Below are 26,975 nucleotides of genomic sequence, written 5' to 3' on the forward strand. Positions count from 1 at the left end.
GTTAGAAAAGTATTTTCATCTGGAAGTAAACGACTATCACCCCGAAGGGGCTGAAGAATTCAGGAAACTTATTTTGGTACCAGAATTTATCCGGATACGTTTTCGCTGGCTACGGCCTATGAGGCATTTGATGCGGGCGGAAGTATAGCAGATGAAAAACTGGCAGAACGCTTTGAAGACAACCTGCTTAGCTTTATGAACCTGGTCGAAGCTTCCAAACATTATCCGTGCATCAAAAAGGCGTGGGTGGCATTCCTGGGAGAAAAGACCAATAAGGAAACAGGACGGGTGGAGTTGCACAAGCAATTTAGTTTCCCTTATCATTATTTTTTTGAAGCCAAATACGTTTAAACTACAAATGATAACATGCGATGGCTTCTCTAAACCAAACACAGCCTACTACTGCCAGTTACCAGGGCACGGACATGCTTATTTTAGGTATAGTTCTGGCTGTTATCACATTCTGGCTCTTTGCTCAAACAACCCTGAACATTGCGCCCGTAATGCAGCAAGACCTGAACATCAGCCATGAGCTGAACAATCTTGCTGTAAGTATCACCGCGCTGTTCTCCGGAATTTTTATAGTTGTAGCCGGTGGATTAGCAGACCGGCTGGGCAGGGTAAAACTGACGTATGTTGGGTTGCTGCTTAGTGTTATCGGATCTTTCCTGATTATAATCTCCCCTTCGGGCACCGCTGTATTTCTATTAACCGGACGAATATTGCAGGGGCTTTCCGCAGCCTGTATCATGCCATCGACCCTGGCCCTGATGAAAGCTTATTACGATGGTAAAGCGCGCCAGCGGGCACTTAGCTTCTGGTCTATCGGCTCTTGGGGTGGTTCTGGTCTCTGTTCCTTGTTTGGTGGTCTGGTTGCCTCAACTATAGGGTGGCGCTGGATCTTTGTTATGTCTATAGTTGTCGCTATTATAAGTTATCTGCTTATTAGAGGAACACCGGAAAGTAGATCAAGTGCTGCAGAAGATAAAGCTTTTGACTGGCCGGGACTTATTGCTTTTATCATTGCCATGCTGGCCATTAATATTGTGGTCGGGCAAGGTTCGGGGCTTGGCTGGTTAAGTCCTGCTGTACTGATTGGCATAGCTGTTTTTATCATTGCCACTATCATCTTTCTACGGATAGAAAAAAGGAGCGAAAATGGTTTTGTAGATCTGTCGCTTTTTAACAACCAAACATTTTCGGGAGCTACTTTATCTAACTTTCTGCTGAACGGGGCTGCCGGTACGTTGTTGGTTTCGCTGGCACTGGTTCAGGCAGAAGCAGGCCTTTCTTCGTTACAATCGGGTTTAATTACAGTTGGTTATTTAATAGCCGTACTGAGCACTATTCGTGTTGGCGAGAAATTACTGCAGAAACTAGGGCCCCGAAAACCAATGTTATATGGCTGCTTTATTACAGGGGTTGGAATTTTACTCACTAGCCTTACCTTTTTGTTGGCCCAACAATACATCATCGCTTCCTTTATCGGGTTTACCTTATTTGGTATAGGCCTCGGCTTTTACGCAACTCCATCTACAGATGCAGCGCTTAGTAATGTGCCGGGTAATAAAGCAGGTTCAGCGTCGGGTATCTATAAAATGGCTTCGTCGTTGGGTGCTGCTTTTGGTGTGGCCATTTCAGCAGCCATCTACTACGGCCTTAGCGAGATGGAAGGTGTTACTCCCTTGGCTGAACTCTTTTTGGGCAGAACGGATAACATAAACATACGATTTGCTGCCGGCATCGGACTGCTGTTTAATGTATTTATGATTGTTGTAGCCATCGTTGCCATTTTTAAAACAATACCGAAGGGTAAGCCAAAAGAAGCCATTTAATACCCAGAAGTTTAATCTTTAGCCTGACTTAAAACTATAGTTATGGAGATTCCTCAAATCAAAGCCTTTAATGATACGCTGGATAGCTTTATAAATAAGCTGCTGCCTGAACTGGAAGATATTTATAAAGATATTCACCAAAATCCGGAGTTATCTATGGAGGAATTCCGGACGGCCCAGATAGCTGCTGATTATTTAACCCGATACCAGTTTGAAGTGTCTACAGGTGTTGGGGTAACCGGTGTGGTCGGCATCCTACCAAACGGAGACGGGCCTGTTGTCATGCTTCGGGCAGATATGGATGCGCTTCCGGTTGCCGAGGACACGGGATTACCTTATGCCAGTACAAAAATAGCCAGAGACGAAGAAGGAACAGAAGTTGGTGTGTCGCATGTATGCGGGCACGACATGCATGTAACCTGGCTGATGGGCGCAGCCCGGCTGTTTTCAGAGCACCGGGAACTATGGAAAGGAACATTAATGGCTGTTTTCCAGCCGGGCGAAGAAGTAGGCCGTGGCGCACAAAGTATGATAGACGATGGTATGGTAGAGCGTTTTCCGAAGCCGGATATTATATTGGGGCAGCACGTAATGGTGGGCGAAGCCGGTACAGTTGGGCATCGGAGCGGCACCATTCTATCGGCAGGCAACAGTCTGAACGTAAAACTCTTTGGGCGTGGGTCGCATGGCTCGCAGCCGCATACTTCCATAGACCCGGTAGTGATGGCGGCGGCTACTACTATGCGCCTGCAAACTATAATTTCACGCGAAATAGCCCCGATCGAAAATGCTGTACTTACCGTGGGCGCCCTGCAGGCCGGCACCAAAGAAAATATCATTCCCGAAGACGCCACCCTGAAACTGAATATCCGCACCTTTAATGAAGATGTAAAAGACCATATTTTGTCAGCTGTCAGACGGATTTGCTGTGCGGAATGTGCCGCGTCCAATGCCCCGAGAGATCCTGAATTTACAGAACTTGTCAGTTACCCGCTTACAGAGAACGATGCCGCTGCTACGGCAAAAGTAGCTGCAGCATTTAATGCGCAATTCGGCAACAAGTCTTTCGAAACCAAGCCGGCTTCTGCTAGCGAAGACTTCAGTATTTTCGGACGAAACTGGCAAGTACCGTATGTATTCTGGTTCGTTGGCGGAACAGATCCTATAGTATACCTGGAAGCTAAAAAGAATAACCAGCTAAACTCAATACCCAGTAATCATTCACCTAAGTTTGCACCTGTCATCCACCCAACATTAAAGACCGGCCTTCAGGCAATGATGACAGCGGCAGCAGCCTGGTTTAGTTAATCTGAATAGGTGCCACATCACAAGAAATTCGCTACGTCAGAAAGCTGATGAGTTAAAAATCATGAAAGATAATATGATCATTCCGAAGGATGGTGAAGCAATAACTTTTTAAATCTGAAACTTTGGTTAGGGATGCATAAGCATCCTTAAATAAAACATATCCCTGTAAAAATGGTCCGATACTTCAATCTTTGGTCTACTGAAAGGGAAAAACGATCATTCTGATTGCTTTTCCCTTTTTCTCCAAATTATACGCTACAATGTAAATTATCACTCTTTGGAATATATAAGCGCTAAGCACAATAATTTTCTAGCCTCTTTGCTAACTATAGCAATATCTCTACAATCTCCTCTGGAAACTCTTTAGTTGCAATTAAACGTTGTTATCGCGACATTTGCTACTTAAATATTGTATACTGTTTTGCTGCCACCTGTTACGCTACATACTTCTTTCCTGAGGCCGATCACCGGTTTTGTGGCAGCATCGCACCATGTAACGCTTTGCGATAAACTTACAGGATATTGCCTAAACTTTCTTTCGGCGCCCAAAGCCTTTAATAGATAAGCCGTAACTACGGCCTCTCCCAATACCAGTAAGATGCTACCTTACTTAAACAAACCTATACTAGCCTGCTCTCTGGCAGCCACCAGGTAGGTAAATAAAAGCCATTAAGGTACACTCTGTATTTACCATTTATCAACCATAACAGGATCACAAACTTTGCTGCATACTCGAACAGCATTTTACTTTTTTACTTAACATCATGGGCTTCTTCAATTTTCTGACACAAGGCATTGCTATCGACATCGGAACCGCAAATTTCCTGGTTCTGCAGGAAGGCAAAATAATTCTGGACGAGCCTTCTATAGTTGCCTTTAACAGGGCTACCGGCGAAGTGATGGCTGTTGGCAGTAAGGCAGAACAGATGGAAGGAAAAGAACATGAGAACATACGCACCATCAGGCCCCTCAAAAATGGTGTGATCGCCGATTTCCATGCAGCAGAACACATGATCAAGGGCATGCTAAAGCTGGCAAACCCTGCTAAACGGGGCTTCTCCCCATCTTACCGAATGGTGGTGTGTGTGCCTGCCGGTATTACCGAAGTAGAGAAAAGAGCTATCCGGGATTCGGCAGTTATTGCCGGGGCAAAGGAAGTTTACCTGATTCATGAGCCTGTTGCAGCCGCCATTGGTATTGGCCTGGATGTACAGGAACCTACCGGGCACATGGTTATCGACATAGGCAGCGGTATTACAGAAATTGCCGTGATTGCCCTTAGTGGGATAGTTTGTGAACAATCGGTGCGCGTGGCCGGCGATACGTTTGACGACGACATTATACAATTTATGCGCAAGGAGCATAATATACTGATCGGGCAGAGTACCGCAGAAAAGATAAAACTGGAAGTTGGCGCCGCCATAAACGAGCTGCAAGACCCACCTCAGGATTTTGCAGTGAAAGGCCGCGACCTGATGACCGGCCTGCCGAAGCAGGTAAAAGTCACCTACCAGGATATTGCCTATTGCCTGGATAAATCTATTACCAAAATAGAAGAAGCGATCTTGCTGACATTGGAGCTAACCCCACCTGAGCTTTCATCCGACATACACCAATCCGGCATTTACTTAACAGGCGGCGGGGCACTGCTGCGCGGACTGGACAGACGACTGGCCCAGAAAACAAAATTACCGGTACATGTTGTGGAAGGTCCTTTACTGGCAGTGATAAGAGGAACAGGTATTGCACTCAACAACATCGATAACTTTAAATTCTTAATGCGATAACCACGCTTCGCAACCGCTTTAAAATTACTACCTATGCTTTACAGAGCCGCTTCGTTCCGATGCGGCTTTTGTAATTTTAAAAGATATAAATTGTGTTTCCGCTATAGTTCCTAACTGCTTCTATGGTTAACTATAGGCAATCTATAGTTGGTTTTAAGCATCCTTAGCTCTTCTAAACTGGCTACCAACGGCTTGTTTTCGTATCGCTATAGTAACGTCACGTTTAACTATACTTTAGGCAGATACCTTATGGAAGAACAGCAAAAGAATACGCAACACGGGCACACGAGCTTTCTTGTTTTTTCGGCATCGCTCAGAACCGGATCGCTCAACACAAAATTAGCAGAACTTGCCGCACAGGTTATCCAGAAAAATGGTGGAACAGTAGATTTTGCCAGCATGGTCGAGTTTGATTGCCCATCTTTTAACCAGGACCTGGAAGTAGATAATTATCACCCTAAAGGGGCTGAAGAATTCAGGAAACGTATTTTGGCAAACGATGCCTTTATCATTGCATCACCAGAGTACAATGGTTCCATGCCCGGTATCATTAAAAACATGATTGACTGGGTTTCACGGTATCGCCCGCAACCTTTTCACCAGCACCATGCCTTACTGATGTCTGCATCGCCTTCTATGGCCGGGGGTAACCGGGGGCTTTGGTCTTTAAGAATTCCGTTAGAACATTTGGGCACCAGGGTATATCCGGATATGTTTTCGCTGGCTACGGCCCATGAGGCATTTGATACGAGCGGAAGCATAGCAGATGAAAAGCTGGCCAAACGCTTTGAAGATAACCTGGTGAGCTTTATGAACCTGGTGGAGGCCTCCAAGCACTATCCGTGCATCAAAAAGGCGTGGGTAGAGTTTCTGGGTGAAAAAACAACTAAGGAAACCGAGCGCGTGGAGTAAACAACACGCACAACTATAACTCAATTAGCACTGCATAAGTAAGGCAAGCTGGTATACCTATAGTTATACCAGTTTGCCTTACTTTCTTATCCTTTCCACTTCAGGGTAAGTTTGTATAGTATAGCCTGTAACATAAAAATATACCCATACCTATGTTTATTTGCTTTACTATAGCAACTTTGCTTTTGCTTTGCACCTGCGCATTAACTTTTGTTAAACAGATGCAGCATAAGCCAACTATAAAACTATAGCACCGTTCGCCAGCATGGAAGAACTTCACTCTTTGTATTATCTGCTCGAGCTTGCAGGTACTTTTGCTTTTGCTATAAGCGGCGCTACTGCTGCCAGAAAACGTAACCTCGACCTGTTTGGGATCTGTGCCATTGCCTTTACAGTTGCCTGCGGGGGCGGTATTATCCGGGATTTATGCATTGGGGCAATACCGCCTGCCGGGTTAACCAACTGGCCATACCTGGTAGTAGCTATAGTTGCCGCAGCTTTAACAGTAGGCTTTTATCCGATTGTGCAGCGGCTGAAGCGTCCCGTTCTTTTCTTTGATGCCGTGGGTTTGGCCTTGTTTGCTGTAACGGGTGCCGAAAAAACCTTGTCTTATGGGCATAACGGCGAGGTGGCTATCCTGTTAGGCATAACTACAGCTGTTGGCGGGGGTGTAATCAGAGATGTGCTGCTTACCCGCGTTCCGGTAATTCTGGAAAAAGAGATCTATGCATCTGCTGCGTTGATGGGGGCTGTAATTGTTGTGCTGGGTAATTACCAACAATGGCTTTCTGATGACTGGGTGGCAGTTATTGCGCTGGTTTTATGTTTTACGCTCCGCATTTTTGCATTGCGTTTTCACTGGAACCTTCCTACACCGGCCAACACCAAAACCGATTCTGCTAAACAAGATCTGAGGTAACTATCTTTAGGTATCACCAAGGTCAAAGTTCCTTAAACTATAGTTTGCATACTACTCTACTTGTAACAATAAATCCCCACAAACTCAGCCTTATACTTTCATTCAGCGTTAACTAGTTCGCTGGCATACAACGTTTTTGTTTCCCGTATGGGCTGTACAGTAAAACATCTTTTGGTAATACCTTGTACCTGTAATCCAGAGAGAAACGTTGCTCCCTTCAACTTGCAAATTCACTATGAAATCATTGTTACAATGGACGGTAATTATACCGATACTGGCCTGGGTACTATACTTTTCGGGGCTCATTTACGACAGCAGTATATTCCAGCTAATTGCCAGTATCCTGCTTGTTTTTAGTGTAATGTCGGCGGTGCATTACTCTGAAATAATTGCCGAAAAAGTAGGCGAACCTTACGGCACCATCATCCTGGCCATTTCCATCACCGTTATCGAAGTTTCCATCATCATCTCCCTTATGATAACCGAAGGCAAAGAGGCTGCTTCGCTGGCCCGCGACACCGTATATTCTGCCACCATGCTCATCCTGAATGGTATAGTTGGTCTTTGCCTGCTAATAGGAAGCATAAAACATTACGAACAGAACTTCTCCAAACCATCGGTAACTATAGCATTGGTGTCGCTGGTTACTATAGTTGGCTTTACGCTGGTTTTTCCTACGTTTACCGAAAGCGTTTCGGGGTCCTATTACTCTAATCCTCAGTTGATATTTGCGTCTGCTGCCTGCCTGGTTATTTACGGTTTCTTCCTTTTTGCGCAAACCAAAAGGCACCGCGATTACTTCCTGTCTGCCACCGAAGACGAAGATGATGATACGGCAGCGCCAATGCCCATCAGTAACAGGGTATTTTTTATGAGCCTTGTTTTTCTCATTCTCTGCCTGGGCATTGTGGTGTTGCTGGCCAAAACCCTCTCCCCTACCATCGAAAGTATCATTACAAACTATCATCTTCCCAAAACACTGGTTGGCGTAATTATCGCATCTATCATTTTGTTACCGGAGGGCATTGCGGCTATTATTGCGGCCAGAAACAACCGGCTACAAACAAGTATAAACCTGTCGTTGGGGTCTGCGCTGGCAAGTATAGGGCTCACTATTCCAAGTGTTGCCATCGTTTGCATTATCTATGATTTCAAGATCATCTTAGGCCTGGACATCAAATCCATTATCCTGCTTGGGTTATCCGTTTTTACAGTCATGCTTTCGCTGAGCAGCGGCAAAACAAACATTGTGTATGGCGTGGTGTTGCTCGTAAACCTGTTCGCCTTTATTTTCCTGATGATCTATCCGTAAGTCAACGTAACAAACTATAGTTCAACACTATACAGGCACTAAAAGTGGAGTACAACTATAGCATACAACAACTATAGCACCTGTTATTTTAAGGTTGATTTCCCTATCTTTAGGTAGTAAACTATGAAGCGTATGAAACAGCTATTTTCTTTATTTATACTGATCACTTTTTCACTGGCTGCAACGGCACAGCAAACCCAGAAGCCTGTGCTGCATGGCAAAAACTGGATGGCTATTACCGGTAAACCATTAGCTGCTACAGCTGGCGCCATGACGTTTCAGAAGGGTGGAAATGCCGTAGATGCGGCCTGTGCGATGCTGGCAGCCACCTGCACCATGTGGGATGTGTTAAGCTGGGGTGGCGAAACGCAGGCACTCATTTACAACCCGAAAACTAAAAAAGTGATAGCCATAAATGCCATGGGTGTAGCCCCAACCGGTGCAACTCCTAAGTTCTTTAAAAGCAAAGGCTATAACTTTCCGCCGGAGAACGGGCCATTGGCTGCCACCACCCCCGGCACACCCGGCGGGCTTTTATACATGCTGGCCAACTATGGCACTCTGAGCCTGGAACAGGTACTGGCACCCGCTATGGAAATGGCAGCCGGTTACCCCATAGAAGCCCAGACCGCCAACAGCATCGAGAAAAACAAAGACCTAATAAAGCAATGGCCTTACAGCAAGAAAGTGTTCCTGACGCACCCCGGCGAAAAACGCGAAGCCCCGGAAGCAGGTGAGATTTTTGTGCAGAAAGACCTGTTGCAAACCCTTACCAAACTGGTAGAAGCAGAAAGAGAAGCACTGAAAAAGGGCAAAAACAGGAAAGATGCAATTATGGCCGCCTACGATCGCTTTTATACAGGCGACATTGCCAAAGAATTTGTACGGGGCAGTAAAGAACAAGGCGGTTTGATTACGATGCAGGACCTGGCTAACTGGAAACCCATTGAGGAAGAACCGCTAAAAGCAACTTACAAAGGCGTTGATGTTTACAAACTACAGCAATGGACGCAAGGCCCGGTTATGCTGCAGGCACTAAACATCCTGGAAAATTTTGACCTGAAAAGCATGGGATATAACAGTACAAAATACATCCATACGCTATACCAGGCCATGAACCTCAGCTTTGCAGACCGTGATTTTTACTACGGCGATCCATACGCTGCTCCCCAGGAACCGATCAAAGGACTGCTGAGTAAAGCGTATGCCAAACAAAGGGCCAGCCTTATACAATTCGACAAGAACGATCCCACGATAGGCCCGGGCGATCCTTACCTGTTTGAAGGCAAAAAGAATCCTTACCTAAAGCTCCTTAAGAAAAGAGGCTTTGAAATGGATACGACCAAACGCAACTTCGCCCCTACCCACGACACCCGAAACGGCTCGTCGCAGGTAGAATACCAGGACAGACTATGGCGCGGCACCACTACTGTTGAGGCAGCTGACAAAGAAGGCTGGGTAGTGTCGATTACGCCAAGTGGTGGCTGGCTACCGGCAACTATAGCCGGCAACACAGGTGTTGGCATGAGCCAGCGCATGCAAAGCTTTGTGCTGGATGAAACACTGAACCCATTTAACGTGGTGGCACCGGGCAAACGGCCACGGGTAACTTTAACGCCTTCTATGGCTTTAAAAGATGGAAAACCATACTTATCGTTCGCAGTGCAGGGCGGCGACACCCAGGATCAAAACCTGTTACAGTTCTTCTTAAACGTAGTGGAATTCGGGATGAATGTGCAGCAGGCCGCGGAGGCAGCCAACATAAACACAAACCAACTATGGCTATCGCTGGGTGGTACCAAAACAGACGACCGAAAACCAAAACCGGGGCACATATTACTGCACGACAGCACTCCGGAGGCCGTAAGAAACGAGCTTAAAAAAATGGGTTATACATTAAGTTTTGATGACAGAACCAGCGGCCCCATCAATGCCATTTACTTCGACTGGAAACATAACAGCTTCTGGGGTGGCTCCAGTAACCACGGCGAGGATTACGGTATAGGTTGGTAAACTTCTCTAGATTACGCATGTAGGTAAACTATAAAATTGATAATGCCCGGTTGTTCCGTTTAGCACTCAGCGGAGCAACCGGGCTTCTTTATTTACATATTCAGGTTATACTTTCTGCTTTTTATAATTTAAATATCACGTCTCCTAAATCCGATCTTCTCTCCCGCTCGTTTGTATGGTCCACTTAAAAGTATAAAACTATGGTAGCAGCAAACATTTTATTATTTCTTGGGGGTTTGGGCGGTACAGAAATAGTACTGATCGTATTGGCTATACTTTTATTTTTTGGTGCCAAGCGCATTCCGGAACTGGCTAAAGGGCTGGGCCGTGGCATCAGGGAATTTAAAGATGCCTCAAAGGATATCAAACAGGATATTGAAGTATCCCTGACTGAAAGAGAAGAATCCCAACCAGTAGAAACAGAAACCAGACTCAGAGCTTAAAAGCTAAAACGCCCACCCTACCAGGTGGGCGTTTTTTTGTACGTAGTCTCCTGTTCGGTACTTAACGCGCACCGCTACAACTTTTTTTATAGTTGCTAAATCCAATACTCACTATTGCCTCGTAGGTCTCGCAACGCTGCAGTTACCACTATTAACCTGTGGCCATTTCACATCTCGTTAATTTATGATTTAAAATTATGGAAAAACTACAAGACAAACCCACCGAGAAAGAACCAGGCGTATTGAAGGCTCCGATGGAGCGTCGTATGTTTATGCGCTATGCAGGGGCTACGGCAGCACTTACTACCCTTCTGTTTGCTACCACCTCCTGCGACGAAGACGGCGATGACATGCCAATGGACCCAACTGCAGTAGACCTGGGCAAAGGAGATACAGGTATATTGAACTATGCCTACGCACTGGAGCAATTGGAAGCAGCCTTTTACGCAGAAGTGGTAGCAAAATCGCTTGGCCTGTTCAGCCAGACAGAGCAACAAATCATGCAGGACATTAAAGGACACGAAGGAATCCACCGCGATTTCCTGAAAGCAGCTCTGGGCACCTCGGCTATCCGCGACCTGGAAGTAAATTTCAGCAGCATCAATTTTAACGATAAGAACAGCATCTTAACTACAGCCCGCACTTTTGAAGACCTGGGCGTAGCCGCCTATAACGGAGCCGGAAAATTGCTGGAGAACGCCGGTTTCCTGACACTGGCTGGTAAGATCGTTTCTGTTGAAGCACGCCACGCAGCTGTAATCCGCGACCTGATCTCTAATGGCACTTTCTCCGATTCGGCTAACAACCAGGGCCTGGACCCAGCCATGATGCCAGCGGATGTGCTTGCAGCAGCAGCACCATTTATCAAGACAAAGATTTCAGCTAATAACCTACCTAAATAAGCCTCGCCATGAACATATTTAAGATAATAGAAGACATAGAAAAAGTTGACCCGGAAGTATACAACAGGTTAGACTCACGCCGTAACGCTTTCAAAGGCTTAGGCACAATCGGTAAAAAAGCAGCTATGGCTGCGGTGCCATTTGCCCTGGCTTCTGTTTTCCAGAAAGCTTACGGGCAAGGGAACAACACCGTGCTGGAAGTGCTGAACTTTGCCTTGAAACTAGAATACCTGGAGCGTAATTTCTATACGCAGGCATTAGCTTCATCGGGGCTTATACCTGAAGGTGCCGCCAGAGGTGCCATCCAGAAAATACAGATGCACGAAGCAGCCCACGTCGAAATTCTGAAAACAACCATACAAAGCCTGAATGGCACACCTATCAGCGAACCTACTTTTAATTTCGGTAAGAACTTCCCGGACTGGAACACGAACTACCAGACCTTTTTAACGTTGGCACAGGCGTTTGAAGACACAGGCGTACGCGCTTATAAAGGACAGGCAGCTAACCTCATCAGCAACGACGCAGTGCTGACAGCAGCATTACAGATACACTCTGTAGAAGCCCGACATGCCGCCCACATCCGGCGCATGCGCAACAACCAGGGTTGGATAGTTGGTGCCGGTGCCAACAGCAATGTACCAGCAGGTGCACAACCGGTTTACGCCGGCGAAGAAAATGTAGCACAGGGTGGTATAAACGATATCACCAAGCTAGGTGCCGGATATTCAGCCGAAATAGCTTCCGGTGCTTTTGATGAGCCGCTGACCAAAGAGCAGGTTGCCGCAATCGTTTCCTTGTTCGAGTAACTATAATTGATGGCTGCTATTAGTCAATAATGTTACATAGACATTCAATAATTCTACATAGACCCCGATAGAAAAGAGCTGCCTTTGGTGGCTCTTTTCTTTTAAATCTTTCATCATTAAAAGTCAGAAACTGCATGTGGTGGTGTAGTTATTTTAGTTTGGCGCTAAACTTTTTACTTCTGTAGCAGTTTCAATTTAATTTCAGGAACGGGCTTAACAGAATATGTATTAAATATTTACTATCTTTGGTAAGCCTTTGTAAGTTTTATAGTTATAAAGGTTATATACTTGACGAATCAACAACAACCTATACTTAAGCTTAGCGAGGAGGAATTAGTGGAGCGCCTGCGTGCCCGCGATGCTTCTGTAGTGTCTGTACTATATGATATGTACAGCCCGGCGCTTTATGGTGTTGTTCTACAGATAGTGAAGATTGAGGAGACCGCGGAAGATGTGCTGCAGGAAGCATTTGTAAAGATCTGGAACTCATTCGAAAGCTACGATGCTTCAAAAGGAAGGCTTTTTACCTGGATGTTAAATATCTGCAGGAACCAGGCTATCGATGCAATCCGTTCGCGTCAGCACCGCGTAAATACCAAGACAGAAGATATTGAAGGTCCACAGGTTTCCGGGTTTTCGGCAGCCGAGTTTAAGCCTGAATATATTGGCGTACGGGATATAGTAGACAACCTGAACCCGGAGCAGAAACAGGTCATAGACCTGATGTATTTTGAAGGGCTGAGCCAGAGCGAAATTGCTGAAGCCTACGACATACCATTAGGAACTGTAAAAACCAGAGCGCGCAGCGCTGTAAAAGTATTAGCAAGATTTTTTAAAGGCCGTGCATAACGAAGATTACATAGCATCCGGAGTTCTGGAGCTGTATGCTGCGGGCGGTTTATCGTTGGCAGAACGTGAAGAGGTGGAGCGCCGGGCTGCTGCCTCTCCTGAAATACGTAAAGCCCTGGACGAAGCCTGTATGGCGATGGAAGAGTACGCAGTGCTCCATGCTGTACAGCCCAGACCTGAACTTAAAAACAGGATACTGGACCAGATCAATGCATCTATACCTACCCACACCAGCGAACCAGACACTGCACACAACAATGTAACGCAATTACTTTACGAAGAAGATAAAGCTGCATCTCCGTACAGATGGATGTTTGCTGCAAGTATAGTTCTGTTTTTACTTTCGGGCTGGATGAGTTTTCATTTCTATACGAAGTGGCAGCAGGCCGAACAAAAACTGGCAACCGTAACAGCCGATCAGGAGTTACTTGCCCAAAACTTTAAAAATACCTCGTTTCAACTTCAGCAACAGGAACAGAAGTTAGCTATCCTTCAGGACCCAGCTTTTAAGCCCGTAAAACTGAAGGGAGTTGAGGCGCACCCAGATGCGAGCCTGCAAGTATACTGGAACCCGCAACAACAACAGGTATATGTAAATGTCGTTAAACTACCTGCACCTCCTGCCGGTAAACAATACCAACTATGGGCCCTGAAAGACGGACAGCCTATAGATGCCGGTATGATTGAAATTTCGGGAAATAAGGGCACCATGCAACAGATGAAGAACATTGGCGCTGCTCAGGCTTTTGCAGTTACCCTGGAGCCGGTAGGCGGTAGCAAAGTACCTACCCTGGAGCAGCTTACTGTAATAGGAAATGTAGAGTCGTAGTTTACGCACAATTTATACAGAAAAGCCTGCTATAGTTAATAATAGCAGGCTTTTCTGATTTTTATGTATCAAGCAGTTACAGTTTCAACTATAGCGGAATTACAACTATAGCTTAAGACAATGCTTGTGGCGACGGGTTACCGGCTGGTTTGGATTTATCTTCCGGCAAGGGTACAAATTCCTGGTTATCGGTGGGTGGTAAAAGTATGCGGCCTTCTTTCCAGTCTGCTTTGGCCTGCTCGATGCGTTCTTTCCGGGATGACACAAAATTCCACCAGATGTAGCGTTCTCCCAATGGTTCTCCGCCCAACAGCATTAAGGTTGTTGGCTCTTTGGCAACTATAACCGGTTCCGCATTTTTATCAAATACCAGCATTTGTCCTAAAGTATAGTTCCGACCAGCAACTTCTATAGTTCCTTTGGCAACATAAACTCCTCGTTCGGTGTGTTCAGTGGGTAAAGTAATTTTGGCGCCCTGCTCCAGCACAGCATGCAAATAAAACATAGGCGAATGCGTTTTTACCTCATTCCGTAATCCGTAAGCATCTCCCGCAATCAGTCGCATCCAGACGCCGGTATCTGTAACGATAGGCAGTTGTTCGGGTTTATAGTTGTTAAAAGCCGGAGCAGCTTCTTCCTGTTTTTCCGGTAATGCTACCCAGGTCTGTATCATCTCCAGGGTGCCTCCGGCCAGGGCTGCAGGGTCTTCGAACCGTTCGGAATGGGCTATGCCGCTACCGGCTGTCATCCAATTTACTTCGCCCGGCCGGATGATCTGCTCCACACCCAGGCTGTCGCGGTGCGTAACCTGGCCGCCAAACAAATAGCTTACTGTAGAGAGCCCGATATGCGGATGCGGCAGTACATCCATGGTATGAGACGCAGCAGGGGCAGCATGCACCGGACCGGCGTGGTCCATGAAGATAAACGGGCCTACCATCCGGCGAAGCCTGAAAGGCAAAATACGGCGCACATCCATGCCCGGAGCAAGAGAGGCTTTACGGGCTTCGATAACGATATCCAGCATACAACTATAGGTTTAATTTCTTCATCAAACGTAAAAATACTGAGTGCCGGCTAAGTTAACCATCGCCCAGCTTACAAGCATAAACTATAGTTTGCACGGTAGCCGCTATACCTATAGTTCCCCGGAGGGTTTCATGCCCCTGGGGCTAGCGCCTATCGTTATTTTTGCTGCAGCCAGGTAACCATATCTGTCAGCATCTGGTTGTTTAACTGGTGGCCTGCCGGGTACTCGTGATAGGTTGGCTCCACTCCCAGTTCCTGCAGATACGTTTTTGCTTCACGGGCATACTGTACCGGCAAGGTAGCATCCTGAGTGCCATGCGATATAAATACGTTTAACTGTTGTAACTCCTCTCCCGGTTTCACTAACGGCCTGATCTCACTTAAGATCCTGCCGCTAAATGCTAAGATGCCCGCCACGGCCGCAGGCAAAAGCAGCCCGATCGTATAGCTCATGATAGCGCCCTGGCTAAAGCCGCCCAGGTACACGTCATCCACTTTATAGGTAGTTTTTACCTGTGCTATAAAATCGGCTATCGTATTCCTGATTTGTGCTTCCTGTGCTGCATTAATCAACGGTTTACCAGTAGCAAAATCTACCTCGTACCAGGCGTAGCGTTTAGCAGCCAGGGTATAAGGCCCGCGCGGGGAGATCACTATAAAATCATCCGGCATCAGCTGCGCCAGGCTAAACAGGTCCTGCTCGTTGCTGCCAACGCCGTGCAATAAAATAATTGCCTTTGGTTGTATAGTTGCTGCGCTTGCCGGCCTAACTAAATATTGTAAAGCCAACCCTTGCTGCAGCTCTGGTGTGTTTGTTTCTATAGTTTGCATAGTGTTCTTTTTTATAGTTACCCGATCCGTACCGATGTCATGGTCAGCGAACCGCCCACCGCTTTATCGTTAAAAAACGAAACGTCGTCTTTCGTGCCTTTTAGGCCAAGGGTGTACATCAATGGCCAGTAATGTTCCGGGGTTGGTATAGCTAACAGCGCCTCCTTGCCCAGTTGCTCATATTTTATCAGCTTGTCATGCTGCCCGTTACTGATCAGGTCTTTGAACGTTGAGTTAATCTGTTTGGCCCAGTCGTAGCCGTATTCGGGTTCGTTCATTTTATCCCAGGCCACCATGCGCAGGTTGTGTACCATGTTGCCACTTCCCATAATAAGTACGCCTTTTTTGCGCAGGCTATAAAGCTCCTTGGCCAGGTCGTAATGGTATTGCGGGCCTTTGGTGTAATCTATACTTAGCTGCAGAACCGGTATATTGGCTTCGGGGTACATGTGCCGGATAATGGTCCAGGCGCCGTGGTCCAGGCCCCAGTCGTGGTCCATTTCCACATCTACTGATTTTATGATAGATGCTGTTTCTTTTGCCAGTTCGGGGTTACCGGGTGCGTTATATTGTACCGCAAAAAGCTCCTTCGGGAAACCTCCAAAATCGTGTATGGTCTGGGGGAAATCCATGGCTGTAATGCGGGTGCCTTTGCTCAGCCAATGCGCCGAAATTACCAGCACGGCTTTAGGCGTAGGAATCTCTTTGGCCAGTTTTTTCCAGTACTGGCTAAACTCGTTATCTTCTATCCCGTTCATCGGGGAACCATGGCCCATGAATAAAACCGGCATCAGCTGGTCCTGCTCATTTAAGCCATCCGTAAACCTGTTAAATGCTCCTAAAGTTGTCATACCTACTACTCCTGTAATCATAGTTTTAAGGAACTGTTTGCGTTGCATAGTTTCAGTTCTATTTTCAATCGTTTAAAGTAGCAGCAAGTATAAACTATACCTATCCGCTACAATACAAAGGTACGGCTTACCTATAGCTACCGGAATGACATATGATAAGAAATGGACTTGACATTTATCAAGCCAGTTAACGGGAAATCTGCTTGCGGATGCGGCTCAGGGTTTCGGGGGTTACACCCAGGTAAGAGGCAATTAAGTTTAGCGGTATGCGCTGCAGTATAAAAGGATATTGCTCCAGCAGGCGGTTATACTTTTCTTCGGCGGTAAGGCCTATGGTACTTTCTACGCGGCGCTGCAGGGCAATGTAGGCGTTCTGGTAAAGTATCCGGATGTAGGTTTCGTATTTGGGTAATTCAGCTAACAGTTGGTAGTGCTGTTCCTGGTCTATCAATAGTACCTCGCTGTTTTCCAGGGCCTCGATGTTGAGGTTAGATGGTTCCTGGGTAAAGAAACTATACATATCGGATATCCACCAGCCTTCGAATGCAAACTGTATGACATGCTGCCCGCCTTTTGCATCCGTAGTGTAAGAATATAGCGCACCTTTCTCTACAAATGCCAGCCTGCTGCAAACTTCACCTTCCTGCAACAAAAACTGGCGCTTCTTTAATTTCTTCTGTGTGAAATAGCTTTTACAGATCTGAAGCTCCTCTTCTGTGGCGGTAACCTTTTCCCGGATAGATTTTAAAAGCAGTTCAGACATATGGCGGCGTTGATGACATCACAAAGTAAGTATAAAGTTATACTTATGCATGGTATAGCGGTTAAGCTACAGCTATAAAATTACACCTCATTTTTGCCACCCTGTTTTCCTTATTTACCAATTCAGTAAAGCTGTTAACTAATATCCAGGACTTAAGTAAGTAATCTTTTAACTATAGTTGTTCTGATATAGACCATCATTTATAAGCAGCTATGAAAACTATACTTTTAATTTTATCTGTGGTAATGACATTTGTCTCAGTTTGCTATAGTCAGCAAGCCACCCAAACACTCACTAACCTCGAAAAAGCGTACCAAGCAGAGTCGAATGCTACCCGCCGTTACGAAATGTTTGCCCAGAAAGCATCGGAAGAAAACCAAGAACAGATTGCTAAGCTTTTCAAGGCAGTTTCTAAATCAGAAGCGATACATGCGCAAAACCACAAACGGGCCATTGAGGCGCTGGGCGGCACTCCCGGTGAAATAGTGTATGAGGACGTTAGCGTAGAAACAACCAGGCAAATCTGAAAGGTCCGATTGAAGGAGAAAAACAGAAACTGAATCGTTGTACCCAGATTTTGTGAAAATAGCTGAACAAGAAAATGCCAGCCAGGCTGCCCAGTCGTTTAGGTATGCTATGAAAGCCGAAGCGCAACACGAAAGACTATTTAAGAAAGCATTAAAGCAATTCGGGAAAAATAAAAAGATGGACTATTATGTGAGTACAGTTTCAGGCTCAACTATAGCTGCAAATCCGGGTAAACCTTCGCCAGCGCCAAAGTATAGCAACGAGCAATACATTAAAATTGAGTAAACTATACCTGCGTAATTGGTTATTTAACCTTTTCGAGCGTTCCAACTTTTGGCAGAATCTGGATCACGAACCTACGATCCCGGATATCGCCTTTACGGCCGGCTCCTTCAAAACCACTACCTGCAGCAATCAGTTCTATCCGGTCTTTGGGGAATTTGATGCCGGCACTTTGCCAGAACTTGAGCAGGGCCAACGCCCGCTGGTAACTTAACTGCAAGGCATACTCTCGCTGGGTAACATTGCGCGGATCGCCAGCCGGGAAACTGGCTGCGCGACCGTCTATCACTATCAGGTATTTTACATCTTTCTCGTCTATGGAATTGATGACCTGGCTCAGGTTCTGCCCGGCTCTGCGCAGTGGTGCCCTGGAGCGTTCCGGTATTACAGCGCTGCTTTGCTCGAACAGTACATCAACCAATAATTCGTGTCGTTTATACTTTTCGTTGTACTGGAAATACTTATCATCCAGGCGGGCAAGGGCGGCTTTGATTTCGTCTAGTTTGCGCTTTTCCTGTACCTCTACCTGCAGCCGGGCAATGTTCTCGCGGTTCTCCCGGTCCTTGCCCTGGAACATTTTATAGCTTAGTACAAAAAGCACCAGCATCACCAGAAAAAGCACCGTCATCAGGTCGACGTAACTGGGCCAGAAAAAGTCTCTGCTCTCCTTGCTCATCCTTACCTCCTGCTGTTGCCGCCACCAAATAACTTATCAAGTGCCGCTTTAATTGGGCCCGGCTCCAGGCTTCGCGCCATGTGCATGTTAAGTACCTGTAGTTGCTGTAATAACTGCTGTTGTATGGCCATGTCGGTCTCTATTTTCTGAAGCAGGCGTTCGTTGGTTTGCTGTATCTCTCCGGATAGTTGTTGTTGTGTTCTGTTCAGGTCGCTTTGCTGCTGATTCAGGTTCTCGAAAGGCTGCATATAATCCAGAATGCGCTGGTAAACGTTGTCTTCGTTGAGGTTCCGGAAATGTTCCTGCCACTTTTCGTAGGCGTTCTGTGCATCGCGTTCCTGGTGCTGCAGGCGGGCTTCCATCAGGTCGGTTAAGCGAAGGGCGGCTTTATCGAAATACTGTTCTATGCGGGAGCCAATGTCATTTAATTCGCGCTCGTGCTGCCCAAAAAAGTTAACCTGCCGTTGAATGGACTCATCGTGCTTTTGCAGGTAGCCCGGCACTTTGTCAAAGCCTTCCTGCAGGCTGGTTAAACGGCCCAACACATCGCTTATCGTATGCGTCAGTTCTGCTCCTTTCTGCACCGATTCGTTCAATGCCACCTGGTACTGCATAAAGTTTTTAAATAGCTGTTCGCTTTCCTTCATCTTATCAAATACCTGCAGATTAGCGTTCGCCATCTGCGTAAAACCGATCTTGTCCAGCTTCTCTATGAATTCCTTTTGGGTGCTGATGTTCTCCGTAAGTGTGTCAACTATAGGCCGGAAGCCAAGTACCTTATCTAGGAAATCTTTATTGAATGAATCGAGCACCGACTTCAGGTTGCTTAGGCTGGCCGCCATATCGGAGTTCAGCTTGGGCAGCAGGTGCGTTTGCAGGAAAGTATAATAATCGTTCTGTCGCCTGTCCCGTATACTTCGGGCATTTTTCAGGGCATGGTTCCCGATCAAGGTAAGCAGCAAACCACAGAAGCTACCGGCCATCGCGATCATCACCCCGAACAGGAAAGATGGAATGTTTTGATCGGTTATAAAAGAGCCTGCCGCTGCTCCGTTTTCATCTGCCGTAAAACCAGACCAGATCAAACTCGACAAACCAATTATTACCCCTGAAAAAGTGCCCAGTAAACCTACATAAAGCGGCGTAGTTATAGTTGACTGCACTTCTGCATCCAGAGCTTCAGAGTAGCGCTCCGATACATCTTTCAGTATATCGAAATCTGCGGCCGCACCCTTATTGCGCTTCAGGTACTCGTTGGTGTTCCGGATGATCCGGCTAAACGTCTCTGAGGGATTACGGACTTCTATCAAGTCTATAGTTGCAGCACCTTTCCCACCCGACGAAACCGAACTTACCAGCGCATCCGGGTCGCCCTGCACCAGGTAAATGTTATGGCCGGTTACCAGTTTATCGAACTTCTCGCGGGCTATAGTATATGCCGGCACCGGGCCACCTTTTGCTTCGATGTGCAGCAGGTCATTTTCCACAGCAACAATGCGTTTTACAGCCGGGTTAGAGGGTGTAAACTCCCGGAAGGGTTTGCCGGCCAGCAGTGCCCCCCATAGTTGCTCTATAGTTTGTGGTGCAGTGGCAACTATAGGTGCGGTGTGATCTAGTAAGGTTTCTGTAACAGATAACTTCTCTTCGGAAGGAAACAGGTTTTTGATAAGCTCAATTTTGACCTTGTTATTCCGGTATACATAAAACTGGTAACCAAGTATAGCAAGTACTAAAAGTGCTTCAAAAATAAATATTCCTTCCATGTATGCGGGTTATCTGAAATCGATTCTGGCTTTCTCCTGTATTCTCCAGCCATTGTTTACTTTAGCCAGCACGCCGTCCTGTTGCTGCACTATCCGGGATACCATGCGGTTCGATGGCTTCTCAAAATCAAAGGCATTCTCCAGGCGGTCTATCCCCTGCGAAATAACAAAGGCATGGTTACCACTCAGGTTAAAACGGTAATGCGTTGTGTTACTGCCTTCGGCTGGTACATCTACTTCAATGTAACTATCAGAGTCGGGCTGGCGCTGTAAATGATGCTGGCGTATCACCCCGTCTTCCGGGATAATGGCAAAACGCATACCTGAATCGGCTACCACTTCGGGCGCTTGTTCGGCTATAGTTGTGGGCTGGTTAAATCCTGCTTCCTGTTCCAGTTCATCCAGCAAATGACTCCCGACAATTTCGAAATTTATACCATCTGTAGCTGCCAGTGGCTGTTCGCTAACAGGTTCTTCCGAGTTGCCCGATCGGTCTCTTGGCTCGTTACGTCTGCGGTTCTCTTTTTTGCGACGCTGTTGCTGCTCCTGCTGGCTTGTATCCTGTTGCTGCTGTTGCGGCCTTTCTTGTTGTTGGGGTCTTTCCTGCTGACGTCGCTCCTGCTGTTGGCGCTCGGGTTGCTGTCTTTCCTGTGGTAGCCGTTCCTGTTGAGGCTGTCGCTCTTTTTGTTTCTGACGTGGCTCTTGTCTCTCAGGCTTCTGTTGTTCCTGTTTAGGCTGGTTTCTACGCCCAGTCTCTTCCAGCTCAGGCGCTGGTTTATTTCCCCGGTTAGCTGAGCTTTGTAACCTGCTCTGGTTTGCTTCCAGGTACTTTACACGCTCCTTCAGGTCTTCTATGCGTTTGCCTAAAATATGATGTGAGCTGCTGGCCCTGATAAAAGCAAAACCTGCCCCAACCAGTGCTACTAAACTTATTATAATTGCGATTGTAACCATTTTTCAATGTAGTTTTATTCTGATGAAGAAATAATGTCTTTGTGAAAGTATACTCTGTCAAACTATAAAATCAACCACCCCTGATTATAGTTGAGAATGATTGATTTATAGTTTGATTTTCTGTTTGTTAGGAAATAGCGCTTACCTGAGACTGCTGCTTATATAACTCTTTCGATAGCAAGTACAGCGACTGCTTTAGCGGCATAAAGAACATGGTCTCATGTAGCGGCTCCCGGTCTGTCAGGCCACGCACGGTATCTTCCAGCACCATGGTATAGCTGTCCTGCAGGTTCATGCGCATAAAGTCCAGCACACGCATCGGGTCTACCTCCACGCCCATCGAGCGCATCAGCGGCGAAATATCCGGATCATCCAGCAACATGGTCAGGCAGTTCATTACATTATCCATAACTTCCTGGCGTAGCTCACCGGTAATCTGTGTTTTGGTTACTGGCGTCAGGGCATCTGTTACGTTGGCAGAACCAGTCGGTTTTAGTATCGGGATGTTCGTTAAGTCGTTCAGGTCTGTGCCTTCCAGTGCCATCGCGCCGCCATTGGCCGTTACCTGCTTCGGATTGTCTACCAGTACCAGTTTAAAGTTTGCCGGCGGCTCCTGCCCTGTTACCTTCTGGAAAATAGCCTTCGCATAGCGCTCCACATTCGACAGGTTGTTGCCTGCACTCAGCAACTTAATGTATAAACTACCGCGACCGCTAAACGAAATGTAGCGTGGCACTTTTACATCCAGTTGCTGCACCAGTTGTGCCAGGTGGTACATCAACGAGCCGAAGTGTAGGTAGAACATCAGTCTTAACTGACGCGCCTGCAGTAGCTGCGAACTATAGTTCAGTTCCTTATCATAACTAAACAGCAATGCACTTATATCCGCTGAGTTAAAGTCCGGGTTATCCAAAGCTGTTTCCAGGAATTTGCGATACTCGCGTCCTTCTTCGGTTAGCGGAATACGCAATACGTGGTCCACGCCATACTGCAGCAGGCCATTGTCTTTACTTGTTTTTACAGTAGCAAAACCATCACCCCACAAATCGTTGCCGGCAAAACGGAACGACGAACTATGCGAAGGCCTGCGGTTTGTGAACAGTAACACATCGGTTGTACCACCACCAATGTCCACGTTGATCAGGTTCTCGTCCTGGCTCGGCACTACAGCCCCTGTCCTGGACAGGAAGTAGAACGGAGCCACTGACTCAGTAATGCAAACCGTATTCCTGCCATTTTTGAACACGTTGTTGTACACCGTATCCCACACGTTCTGGAACATGTTGCGGGAATATTCATCAAAGCTCAATGGGGCAAACCATACTATTTTGGTACTCGCCACATTGCCGTTGTTCAGTACTACCTTGTTCTTGATGAGCAGCATGATTTCGGTGAAGAAGGCTTCGATGCGGCGCTTGCCGGCATTGGTCAGCGTTTCGCTCCACTTCAGGTCGGTGTGGTAGGTTTGCTTGTACTGGTCCTGGTGCGTGCCTTCGGTATTAATGGAGAAACCTATGTTGATATTGCCAAACAGGTTCGTGATCTGGTTCTCAAAATCAATAGACTCGCAGGTAGCCGTACGTGTCGGGAAGTTATACAACGAGCCACCGGAGCCGATAATCAACGGTATAAATTCGCGCTTCAGCAAAGTCTCTACGGCAAACAATCTACCAAAGCCGCGCTTATGGAAACGCTGGTAATCTGTTAGCGACTGATCATCGGAAGGCTTGTTGAGCATAACCAGTTGCTGGTCGTTAGCTGTGATGGAAAACTCGCGCGGCGGCTGGTTCGAGCCTGAAGTATAGGCGATATGCGTGTTCGAGGTACCAAAGTCAATAGCAAAAGTAAAGTTATGAATACCCTGCTGTTTCTCTTCAAATTTAGGAACGATGAGTGCCTTGCCCACAAAATCTACCCCGGCATGAGTAAACTCCGCTACATCGAAGTGTATGCCACGGATCTCGTAGTAAGTGCTGCCCGCGCTGCTGTTACTCTTCCTGGTTCTGCGGTGTGCAGTAGCTGAAATAATACCACCACCAGCTTCCAGTAACTTGCCACCTGCATAGAAATTGAGCGAATGGTTCTTATTCACCAACAACGGATCAATGTCTTCATCTACCAGCATCACCTTGTAAAAGTCGTTGTACTGCACCGCGTCGGTAAACTTATAGAACGGAAATACACCCAACCCAATTCTGGATTTCAGGATATGCCCTTTCTCCGGAATCACGTTGCCGTTCGCGTCTTTTGAGTTCAGTGGGTTGTCGTAATAGCTGCGCTCGTATACCACATTTCCTTTTTCCGTCGGCACGTTCAGTGTTACCCGCACATGGTTCACATCGATATGGAAGGTCAGGTGATTGGCCAGGTCTTCTGGTGTGAAAAACTGGAAGTATAAACTGGTGATCGGCAGCAGGTAATTAAAAGTTTTATCGGTTACACCCGGCTGGTACACTACGGTACCACTATAGAAACGATCCGTGTTTACTTCGTAAGGAACCTGCACCAGCGTTTCCTGTAACAGGTCGTTTATCGTTAAGTATGGATAGTTAAACCCGACACCCGGAAGTGAACGGTTCTCCAGCGGTTTCTCGTCGTAATAGCCCACCACTGTATTAACCGGCCATGCCAGGTTGTTTACATACTTTATAGTTGGTGCTAAGCGTAGTTCGGGCTTCAGTACAATTGGTCGCTCGCCTGAAAAACCGGTATGTGTCGGGCGAATGAACAGATCGCTACTGATAACGGCTGTCTGATCCTTTTTCACCAGGAAGTTGATGTGGCCCACGTGTACCGGGTTTTGCTGAAAATCTACCAGTTGCAGGTACTCCGAAGCTATGGCTCCCTGACCAACCTCACCTGCCATATTAATTTTGCGCAGCAAATTCTCGTCCAATGAATTATACACCGCCGGAAATGCCTGGATCATGGCTGGGTTTGATACAAATAGCTTGTGCACATACTCCCTGAAATCCTGCTCACGATCTTCCAGCGATACAAAATTATGGTCGAAGTAAGTACCGATATTCTGGGCACGGTTTATACTAAGCGGCTGCACGTTTGGTGCCACAAACAGGAATGTCAGCGGCGATGTACCGCCAATCAGCTGCATGTGCCTGTCGCCGCGTGGGGTTGTTGTTTCAAAAAAGATCAGGAAAATGTCATCGATTCCCTGGAAGCGGCTGTCGTTCATGAACAGTTCCAGCGTGCGACCCAGCAAGCTCGTGTTCGGGTTGGCCTGCATCGCACCCAACTGCTGGTGCTTGTTCCAGCGGCGGATGATGATCTTGTTACCAGCCTGCGCATAGCTTTGGTGATTGTAAAGCAGTTCCCACAGATCCCAGAAATGGGTTACAAATTTGTGGTAAATGGTGTTGGTGCTATTACCTGCTACGCCGCGTTTCACAAATTCGAAAGCGGTTTCGAAAAGGTGCATGCGGGCAAATGGCGTTGGTATGGAAGCGTTAATCTTCAAAGCGCGGCCACCAGCGCCATCGGTTATATCTTTTATCTCGGTGCTTGTGATCTGGCTGGTCTTAGCCCAGCCTTCCACGTTTGATCCGGTTTTATGTAGACGAAGAACTTTCGGCATGTTTGTTTTTTGTTTTAAGTACGATTACCTGCCCTCGCTCGCGTCCCGCGAGTGTGAGCTATTTGGCGGACTCTGGCCGCTTTAATTTGTACCTGTGGTACAAGTGGCGGGACACCACTGGATAACACACACTCGCGGGACGCGAGCGAGGGCTATCTTTTATCATTTTGCTCTTTAGGATTTGTAATCCAGAAGAGAACTATCCCCTTGAGGGGATTATAGGGGTGTTTACAACTGCTTAAGATTCGAGGACATTTATCAGCAGCTAAACCTCGTGCACGATTACACCCCTGCAGTCCCCTCAAGGGGACAGTCTCACTAAAGATTATCAACCTTAACTATACTTCAGTTTCTCCTCCACCAGCCGTTCTGTAGCGGTTTCAAAAGCTTTTATAGTTGCCTTGAAAGCGTCGCGGTCAGAGATGGATTCGGAAGCGCGGTTAAGCTCTTTTACAAAAGCCCCCTGGCTTATTCCTTTGTTCAGGAAACCGGTCTCAATCTGCTTATCCGATACCATGCGGTTAAAGTCCGTTTCGTTCAGGTTTAGCGCAGCAAAAGTTCTCTCTTTGCGGCCCAATTCACGCAACCACGACTGGTAACCAAATTCCGGGTTTGCTAAAAACTTGTTGAGCTCTTTAAACACTAGCTCGTTACGGATAGCCCCTGTCAGGTCTACACCTTTGGCATAAGCGGCCTGTGCATCGCCCGGCAGGTGGGTAGCGTAATAGCGTTCGAAGTAATGGAAACGGATTAACTGTGTAGCGATACGGTCTCTTGTTTCGCTGTCCAGGTGCGAGAACTGCACGTTGCTTACATCTTCGCGCAAACCATACTCGTGGTATACTTCGTTGCCAGATAGCTCATTATCCGAGTAATCCATGAAGTCAACTATAGCTAAAGCGCTCAGCAGTTCTACTAAATGTGCGTCGTTTTTCTGGCTGGCACGACCCGGATTGTTTTCCATTGGTTTATCCGGCGTATCACCCATATAGTATACAGCATTCACGCCGTTCAGGTGATTCTGGTAGTAAGATAGCGCGTCTTTTGCCTTCGTGGTGAAGGTATTAGAATCGATAAAATCTGCCTCTACCCCGGCGGCCGGTTGCTCCAGAGAAAAGTATGGAAGAACCACCATTGCTCCTGTCAGCGCTGAGTTCAGACTAGCCGCGTTTGGCAAGGTTGTTCTGCTATCCTTAAAGTTCTTAAGTAGAAGCGGGAAACCGGCAGCGCCAGTTCCACCAAAGATCGAGCTCACAAAAAAGATACGGTCACCAGCCTGGAAGTTGGACGCGAAAAAGCGCATTTCCGGAGAATCAATGATCTCGTTCAGCACCACGCTACCTACGTTCGGGCTACCGCGGAAACCTACATCCAGGCTGTTGTTCAGGTTCTCAGGTGTAAACAGTAAGTCGATCAATGCCTGGCTTTCAATGTCGAGCTGGTTGTAACCTACATGGTCTTTAAACGGCTTGTTGATGCCACCAAAATCATACACAAAACTGTCACGGATCTTGGCTGTTCCGTCGCCGGCTATACTTGACAGCGTGCTGATATCGGTATGGAAGAAACCTTCGTCGCGGTTACCCAGGGCATCATGTATGTGCTTGTAGGTTTTGAGCAGCTCCACGGTACGGTTCATGTCGCCGTTTTGGGTGTCGGGGTCGATAATGATTGGTACTATTTTATCACAGTTCTGAATTTTGACACCTGCAGCCATCAGCATGACCAGCGAACGGATCACGCGGGAACCGGTGCCACCTATTCCGAATACAAAAAGCTTTGCCATAG

The 26,975-nt window shown here is 46.9% G+C and carries 22 protein-coding genes and 1 pseudogene; 14 read left to right on the forward strand and 9 right to left on the reverse strand.

Features of this window, described 5'->3' with window-relative positions; genetic code table 11:
* Window positions 1-371 precede the first annotated feature (371 nt).
* From GWO68_RS06505 to GWO68_RS06560, 12 genes are all read left to right on the forward strand, one after another.
* Window positions 372-1,835 carry an MFS transporter gene (locus tag GWO68_RS06505; protein WP_162345605.1) on the forward strand — a complete coding sequence of 488 codons (1,464 nt, stop codon included), beginning with the start codon at window positions 372-374 and terminating at the stop codon, window positions 1,833-1,835.
* Between the two features lie 42 nt (window positions 1,836-1,877).
* A complete protein-coding gene (locus GWO68_RS06510) occupies window positions 1,878-3,143 on the forward strand; it encodes an amidohydrolase (protein ID WP_162345606.1) in 1,266 nt (421 codons plus the stop codon).
* A gap of 764 nt (window positions 3,144-3,907) precedes the next feature.
* Complete coding sequence (locus GWO68_RS06515) at window positions 3,908-4,930, forward strand: rod shape-determining protein (RefSeq protein ID WP_162345607.1); 1,023 nt, start codon at window positions 3,908-3,910, stop codon at window positions 4,928-4,930.
* A gap of 249 nt (window positions 4,931-5,179) precedes the next feature.
* Window positions 5,180-5,842 (forward strand): NADPH-dependent FMN reductase, encoded by a 663-nt coding sequence (locus tag GWO68_RS06520; protein WP_162345608.1) that lies wholly within the window; start codon window positions 5,180-5,182, stop codon window positions 5,840-5,842.
* 265 nt (window positions 5,843-6,107) lie between these two features.
* Window positions 6,108-6,761 (forward strand): trimeric intracellular cation channel family protein, encoded by a 654-nt coding sequence (locus tag GWO68_RS06525; RefSeq protein WP_162345609.1) that lies wholly within the window; start codon window positions 6,108-6,110, stop codon window positions 6,759-6,761.
* A 235-nt stretch (window positions 6,762-6,996) separates the two neighbouring features.
* Complete coding sequence (locus GWO68_RS06530; RefSeq protein ID WP_162345610.1) at window positions 6,997-8,073, forward strand: calcium:proton antiporter; 1,077 nt, start codon at window positions 6,997-6,999, stop codon at window positions 8,071-8,073.
* 132 nt (window positions 8,074-8,205) lie between these two features.
* A complete protein-coding gene (locus GWO68_RS06535; protein ID WP_162345611.1) occupies window positions 8,206-10,086 on the forward strand; it encodes a gamma-glutamyltransferase family protein in 1,881 nt (626 codons plus the stop codon).
* A gap of 200 nt (window positions 10,087-10,286) precedes the next feature.
* Complete coding sequence (locus GWO68_RS06540) at window positions 10,287-10,529, forward strand: Sec-independent protein translocase subunit TatA/TatB (protein WP_162345612.1); 243 nt, start codon at window positions 10,287-10,289, stop codon at window positions 10,527-10,529.
* A 197-nt stretch (window positions 10,530-10,726) separates the two neighbouring features.
* Window positions 10,727-11,431, forward strand: a complete 705-nt coding sequence (locus tag GWO68_RS06545) for a ferritin-like domain-containing protein (protein ID WP_235941969.1) — start codon at window positions 10,727-10,729, stop codon at window positions 11,429-11,431.
* Between the two features lie 8 nt (window positions 11,432-11,439).
* A complete protein-coding gene (locus tag GWO68_RS06550) occupies window positions 11,440-12,240 on the forward strand; it encodes a ferritin-like domain-containing protein (protein ID WP_162345613.1) in 801 nt (266 codons plus the stop codon).
* Between the two features lie 288 nt (window positions 12,241-12,528).
* Window positions 12,529-13,089 carry an RNA polymerase sigma factor gene (locus GWO68_RS06555; RefSeq protein ID WP_235941970.1) on the forward strand — a complete coding sequence of 187 codons (561 nt, stop codon included), beginning with the start codon at window positions 12,529-12,531 and terminating at the stop codon, window positions 13,087-13,089.
* Window positions 13,082-13,918, forward strand: a complete 837-nt coding sequence (locus tag GWO68_RS06560) for an anti-sigma factor (protein WP_162345614.1) — start codon at window positions 13,082-13,084, stop codon at window positions 13,916-13,918. The genes GWO68_RS06555 and GWO68_RS06560 overlap by 8 nt, the downstream gene beginning before the upstream one ends.
* A 112-nt stretch (window positions 13,919-14,030) precedes the next feature.
* On the opposite strand, the gene GWO68_RS06565 is transcribed toward GWO68_RS06560, so the two are convergent.
* The 4 genes from GWO68_RS06565 to GWO68_RS06585 form a co-directional block, all read right to left on the reverse strand.
* A complete protein-coding gene (locus GWO68_RS06565; RefSeq protein WP_162345615.1) occupies window positions 14,031-14,945 on the reverse strand; it encodes a pirin family protein in 915 nt (304 codons plus the stop codon).
* A gap of 158 nt (window positions 14,946-15,103) precedes the next feature.
* Window positions 15,104-15,778 (reverse strand): alpha/beta hydrolase, encoded by a 675-nt coding sequence (locus tag GWO68_RS06575; protein ID WP_162345617.1) that lies wholly within the window; start codon window positions 15,776-15,778, stop codon window positions 15,104-15,106.
* Between the two features lie 17 nt (window positions 15,779-15,795).
* A complete protein-coding gene (gene ygiD, locus GWO68_RS06580; protein ID WP_162345672.1) occupies window positions 15,796-16,629 on the reverse strand; it encodes a 4,5-DOPA-extradiol-dioxygenase in 834 nt (277 codons plus the stop codon).
* 187 nt (window positions 16,630-16,816) lie between these two features.
* A complete protein-coding gene (locus GWO68_RS06585; protein ID WP_162345618.1) occupies window positions 16,817-17,392 on the reverse strand; it encodes a Crp/Fnr family transcriptional regulator in 576 nt (191 codons plus the stop codon).
* 212 nt (window positions 17,393-17,604) lie between these two features.
* Between GWO68_RS06585 and GWO68_RS17905 the strand changes: the two genes are divergently transcribed.
* On the forward strand, window positions 17,605-17,919 hold the full coding sequence (locus GWO68_RS17905; protein ID WP_162345619.1) for a ferritin family protein: 315 nt from the start codon (window positions 17,605-17,607) through the stop codon (window positions 17,917-17,919).
* 34 nt (window positions 17,920-17,953) lie between these two features.
* Window positions 17,954-18,205 (forward strand): annotated as a pseudogene (locus GWO68_RS17910) (ferritin family protein); the annotation flags it as partial.
* A 19-nt stretch (window positions 18,206-18,224) separates the two neighbouring features.
* Here the strand turns inward: GWO68_RS17910 and GWO68_RS06600 are convergent.
* From GWO68_RS06600 to GWO68_RS06620, 5 genes are all read right to left on the reverse strand, one after another.
* A complete protein-coding gene (locus GWO68_RS06600) occupies window positions 18,225-18,878 on the reverse strand; it encodes an OmpA family protein (RefSeq protein WP_162345621.1) in 654 nt (217 codons plus the stop codon).
* A 2-nt stretch (window positions 18,879-18,880) separates the two neighbouring features.
* Window positions 18,881-20,641: a hypothetical protein gene (locus tag GWO68_RS06605; protein WP_162345622.1), complete on the reverse strand. Its 1,761-nt coding sequence runs from the start codon at window positions 20,639-20,641 to the stop codon at window positions 18,881-18,883.
* 9 nt (window positions 20,642-20,650) lie between these two features.
* A complete protein-coding gene (locus tag GWO68_RS06610) occupies window positions 20,651-21,595 on the reverse strand; it encodes a hypothetical protein (RefSeq protein ID WP_162345623.1) in 945 nt (314 codons plus the stop codon).
* 127 nt (window positions 21,596-21,722) lie between these two features.
* A complete protein-coding gene (locus tag GWO68_RS06615) occupies window positions 21,723-25,187 on the reverse strand; it encodes an acetate and sugar kinases/Hsc70/actin family protein (protein ID WP_162345624.1) in 3,465 nt (1,154 codons plus the stop codon).
* 334 nt (window positions 25,188-25,521) lie between these two features.
* The gene (locus GWO68_RS06620) at window positions 25,522-26,973 is read right to left on the reverse strand and encodes a hypothetical protein (protein ID WP_162345625.1); all 1,452 of its coding nucleotides are present in this window, start codon (window positions 26,971-26,973) and stop codon (window positions 25,522-25,524) included.
* Window positions 26,974-26,975 lie beyond the last annotated feature (2 nt).

This window comes from Pontibacter fetidus, from assembly GCF_010119545.1.
GTDB classification, from domain to species: domain Bacteria; phylum Bacteroidota; class Bacteroidia; order Cytophagales; family Hymenobacteraceae; genus Pontibacter; species Pontibacter fetidus.

Coding starts and splice junctions, on each gene's coding strand:
- GWO68_RS06520 (WP_162345608.1), top strand. CDS start 5,180: ATGGAAGAACAGCAAAAGAATACGCAACACGGGCACACGAGCTTTCTT.
- GWO68_RS06550 (WP_162345613.1), top strand. CDS start 11,440: ATGAACATATTTAAGATAATAGAAGACATAGAAAAAGTTGACCCGGAA.
- GWO68_RS06535 (WP_162345611.1), top strand. CDS start 8,206: ATGAAACAGCTATTTTCTTTATTTATACTGATCACTTTTTCACTGGCT.
- GWO68_RS06575 (WP_162345617.1), bottom strand. CDS start 15,778: ATGCAAACTATAGAAACAAACACACCAGAGCTGCAGCAAGGGTTGGCT.
- GWO68_RS06525 (WP_162345609.1), top strand. CDS start 6,108: ATGGAAGAACTTCACTCTTTGTATTATCTGCTCGAGCTTGCAGGTACT.
- GWO68_RS06600 (WP_162345621.1), bottom strand. CDS start 18,878: ATGAGCAAGGAGAGCAGAGACTTTTTCTGGCCCAGTTACGTCGACCTG.
- GWO68_RS06585 (WP_162345618.1), bottom strand. CDS start 17,392: ATGTCTGAACTGCTTTTAAAATCTATCCGGGAAAAGGTTACCGCCACA.
- GWO68_RS06565 (WP_162345615.1), bottom strand. CDS start 14,945: ATGCTGGATATCGTTATCGAAGCCCGTAAAGCCTCTCTTGCTCCGGGC.
- GWO68_RS06540 (WP_162345612.1), top strand. CDS start 10,287: ATGGTAGCAGCAAACATTTTATTATTTCTTGGGGGTTTGGGCGGTACA.
- GWO68_RS06515 (WP_162345607.1), top strand. CDS start 3,908: ATGGGCTTCTTCAATTTTCTGACACAAGGCATTGCTATCGACATCGGA.
- GWO68_RS06615 (WP_162345624.1), bottom strand. CDS start 25,187: ATGCCGAAAGTTCTTCGTCTACATAAAACCGGATCAAACGTGGAAGGC.
- GWO68_RS06605 (WP_162345622.1), bottom strand. CDS start 20,641: ATGGAAGGAATATTTATTTTTGAAGCACTTTTAGTACTTGCTATACTT.
- GWO68_RS06610 (WP_162345623.1), bottom strand. CDS start 21,595: ATGGTTACAATCGCAATTATAATAAGTTTAGTAGCACTGGTTGGGGCA.
- GWO68_RS06505 (WP_162345605.1), top strand. CDS start 372: ATGGCTTCTCTAAACCAAACACAGCCTACTACTGCCAGTTACCAGGGC.
- GWO68_RS06545 (WP_235941969.1), top strand. CDS start 10,727: ATGGAAAAACTACAAGACAAACCCACCGAGAAAGAACCAGGCGTATTG.
- GWO68_RS06510 (WP_162345606.1), top strand. CDS start 1,878: ATGGAGATTCCTCAAATCAAAGCCTTTAATGATACGCTGGATAGCTTT.
- GWO68_RS06620 (WP_162345625.1), bottom strand. CDS start 26,973: ATGGCAAAGCTTTTTGTATTCGGAATAGGTGGCACCGGTTCCCGCGTG.
- GWO68_RS17905 (WP_162345619.1), top strand. CDS start 17,605: ATGAAAACTATACTTTTAATTTTATCTGTGGTAATGACATTTGTCTCA.
- ygiD (WP_162345672.1), bottom strand. CDS start 16,629: ATGACAACTTTAGGAGCATTTAACAGGTTTACGGATGGCTTAAATGAG.
- GWO68_RS06530 (WP_162345610.1), top strand. CDS start 6,997: ATGAAATCATTGTTACAATGGACGGTAATTATACCGATACTGGCCTGG.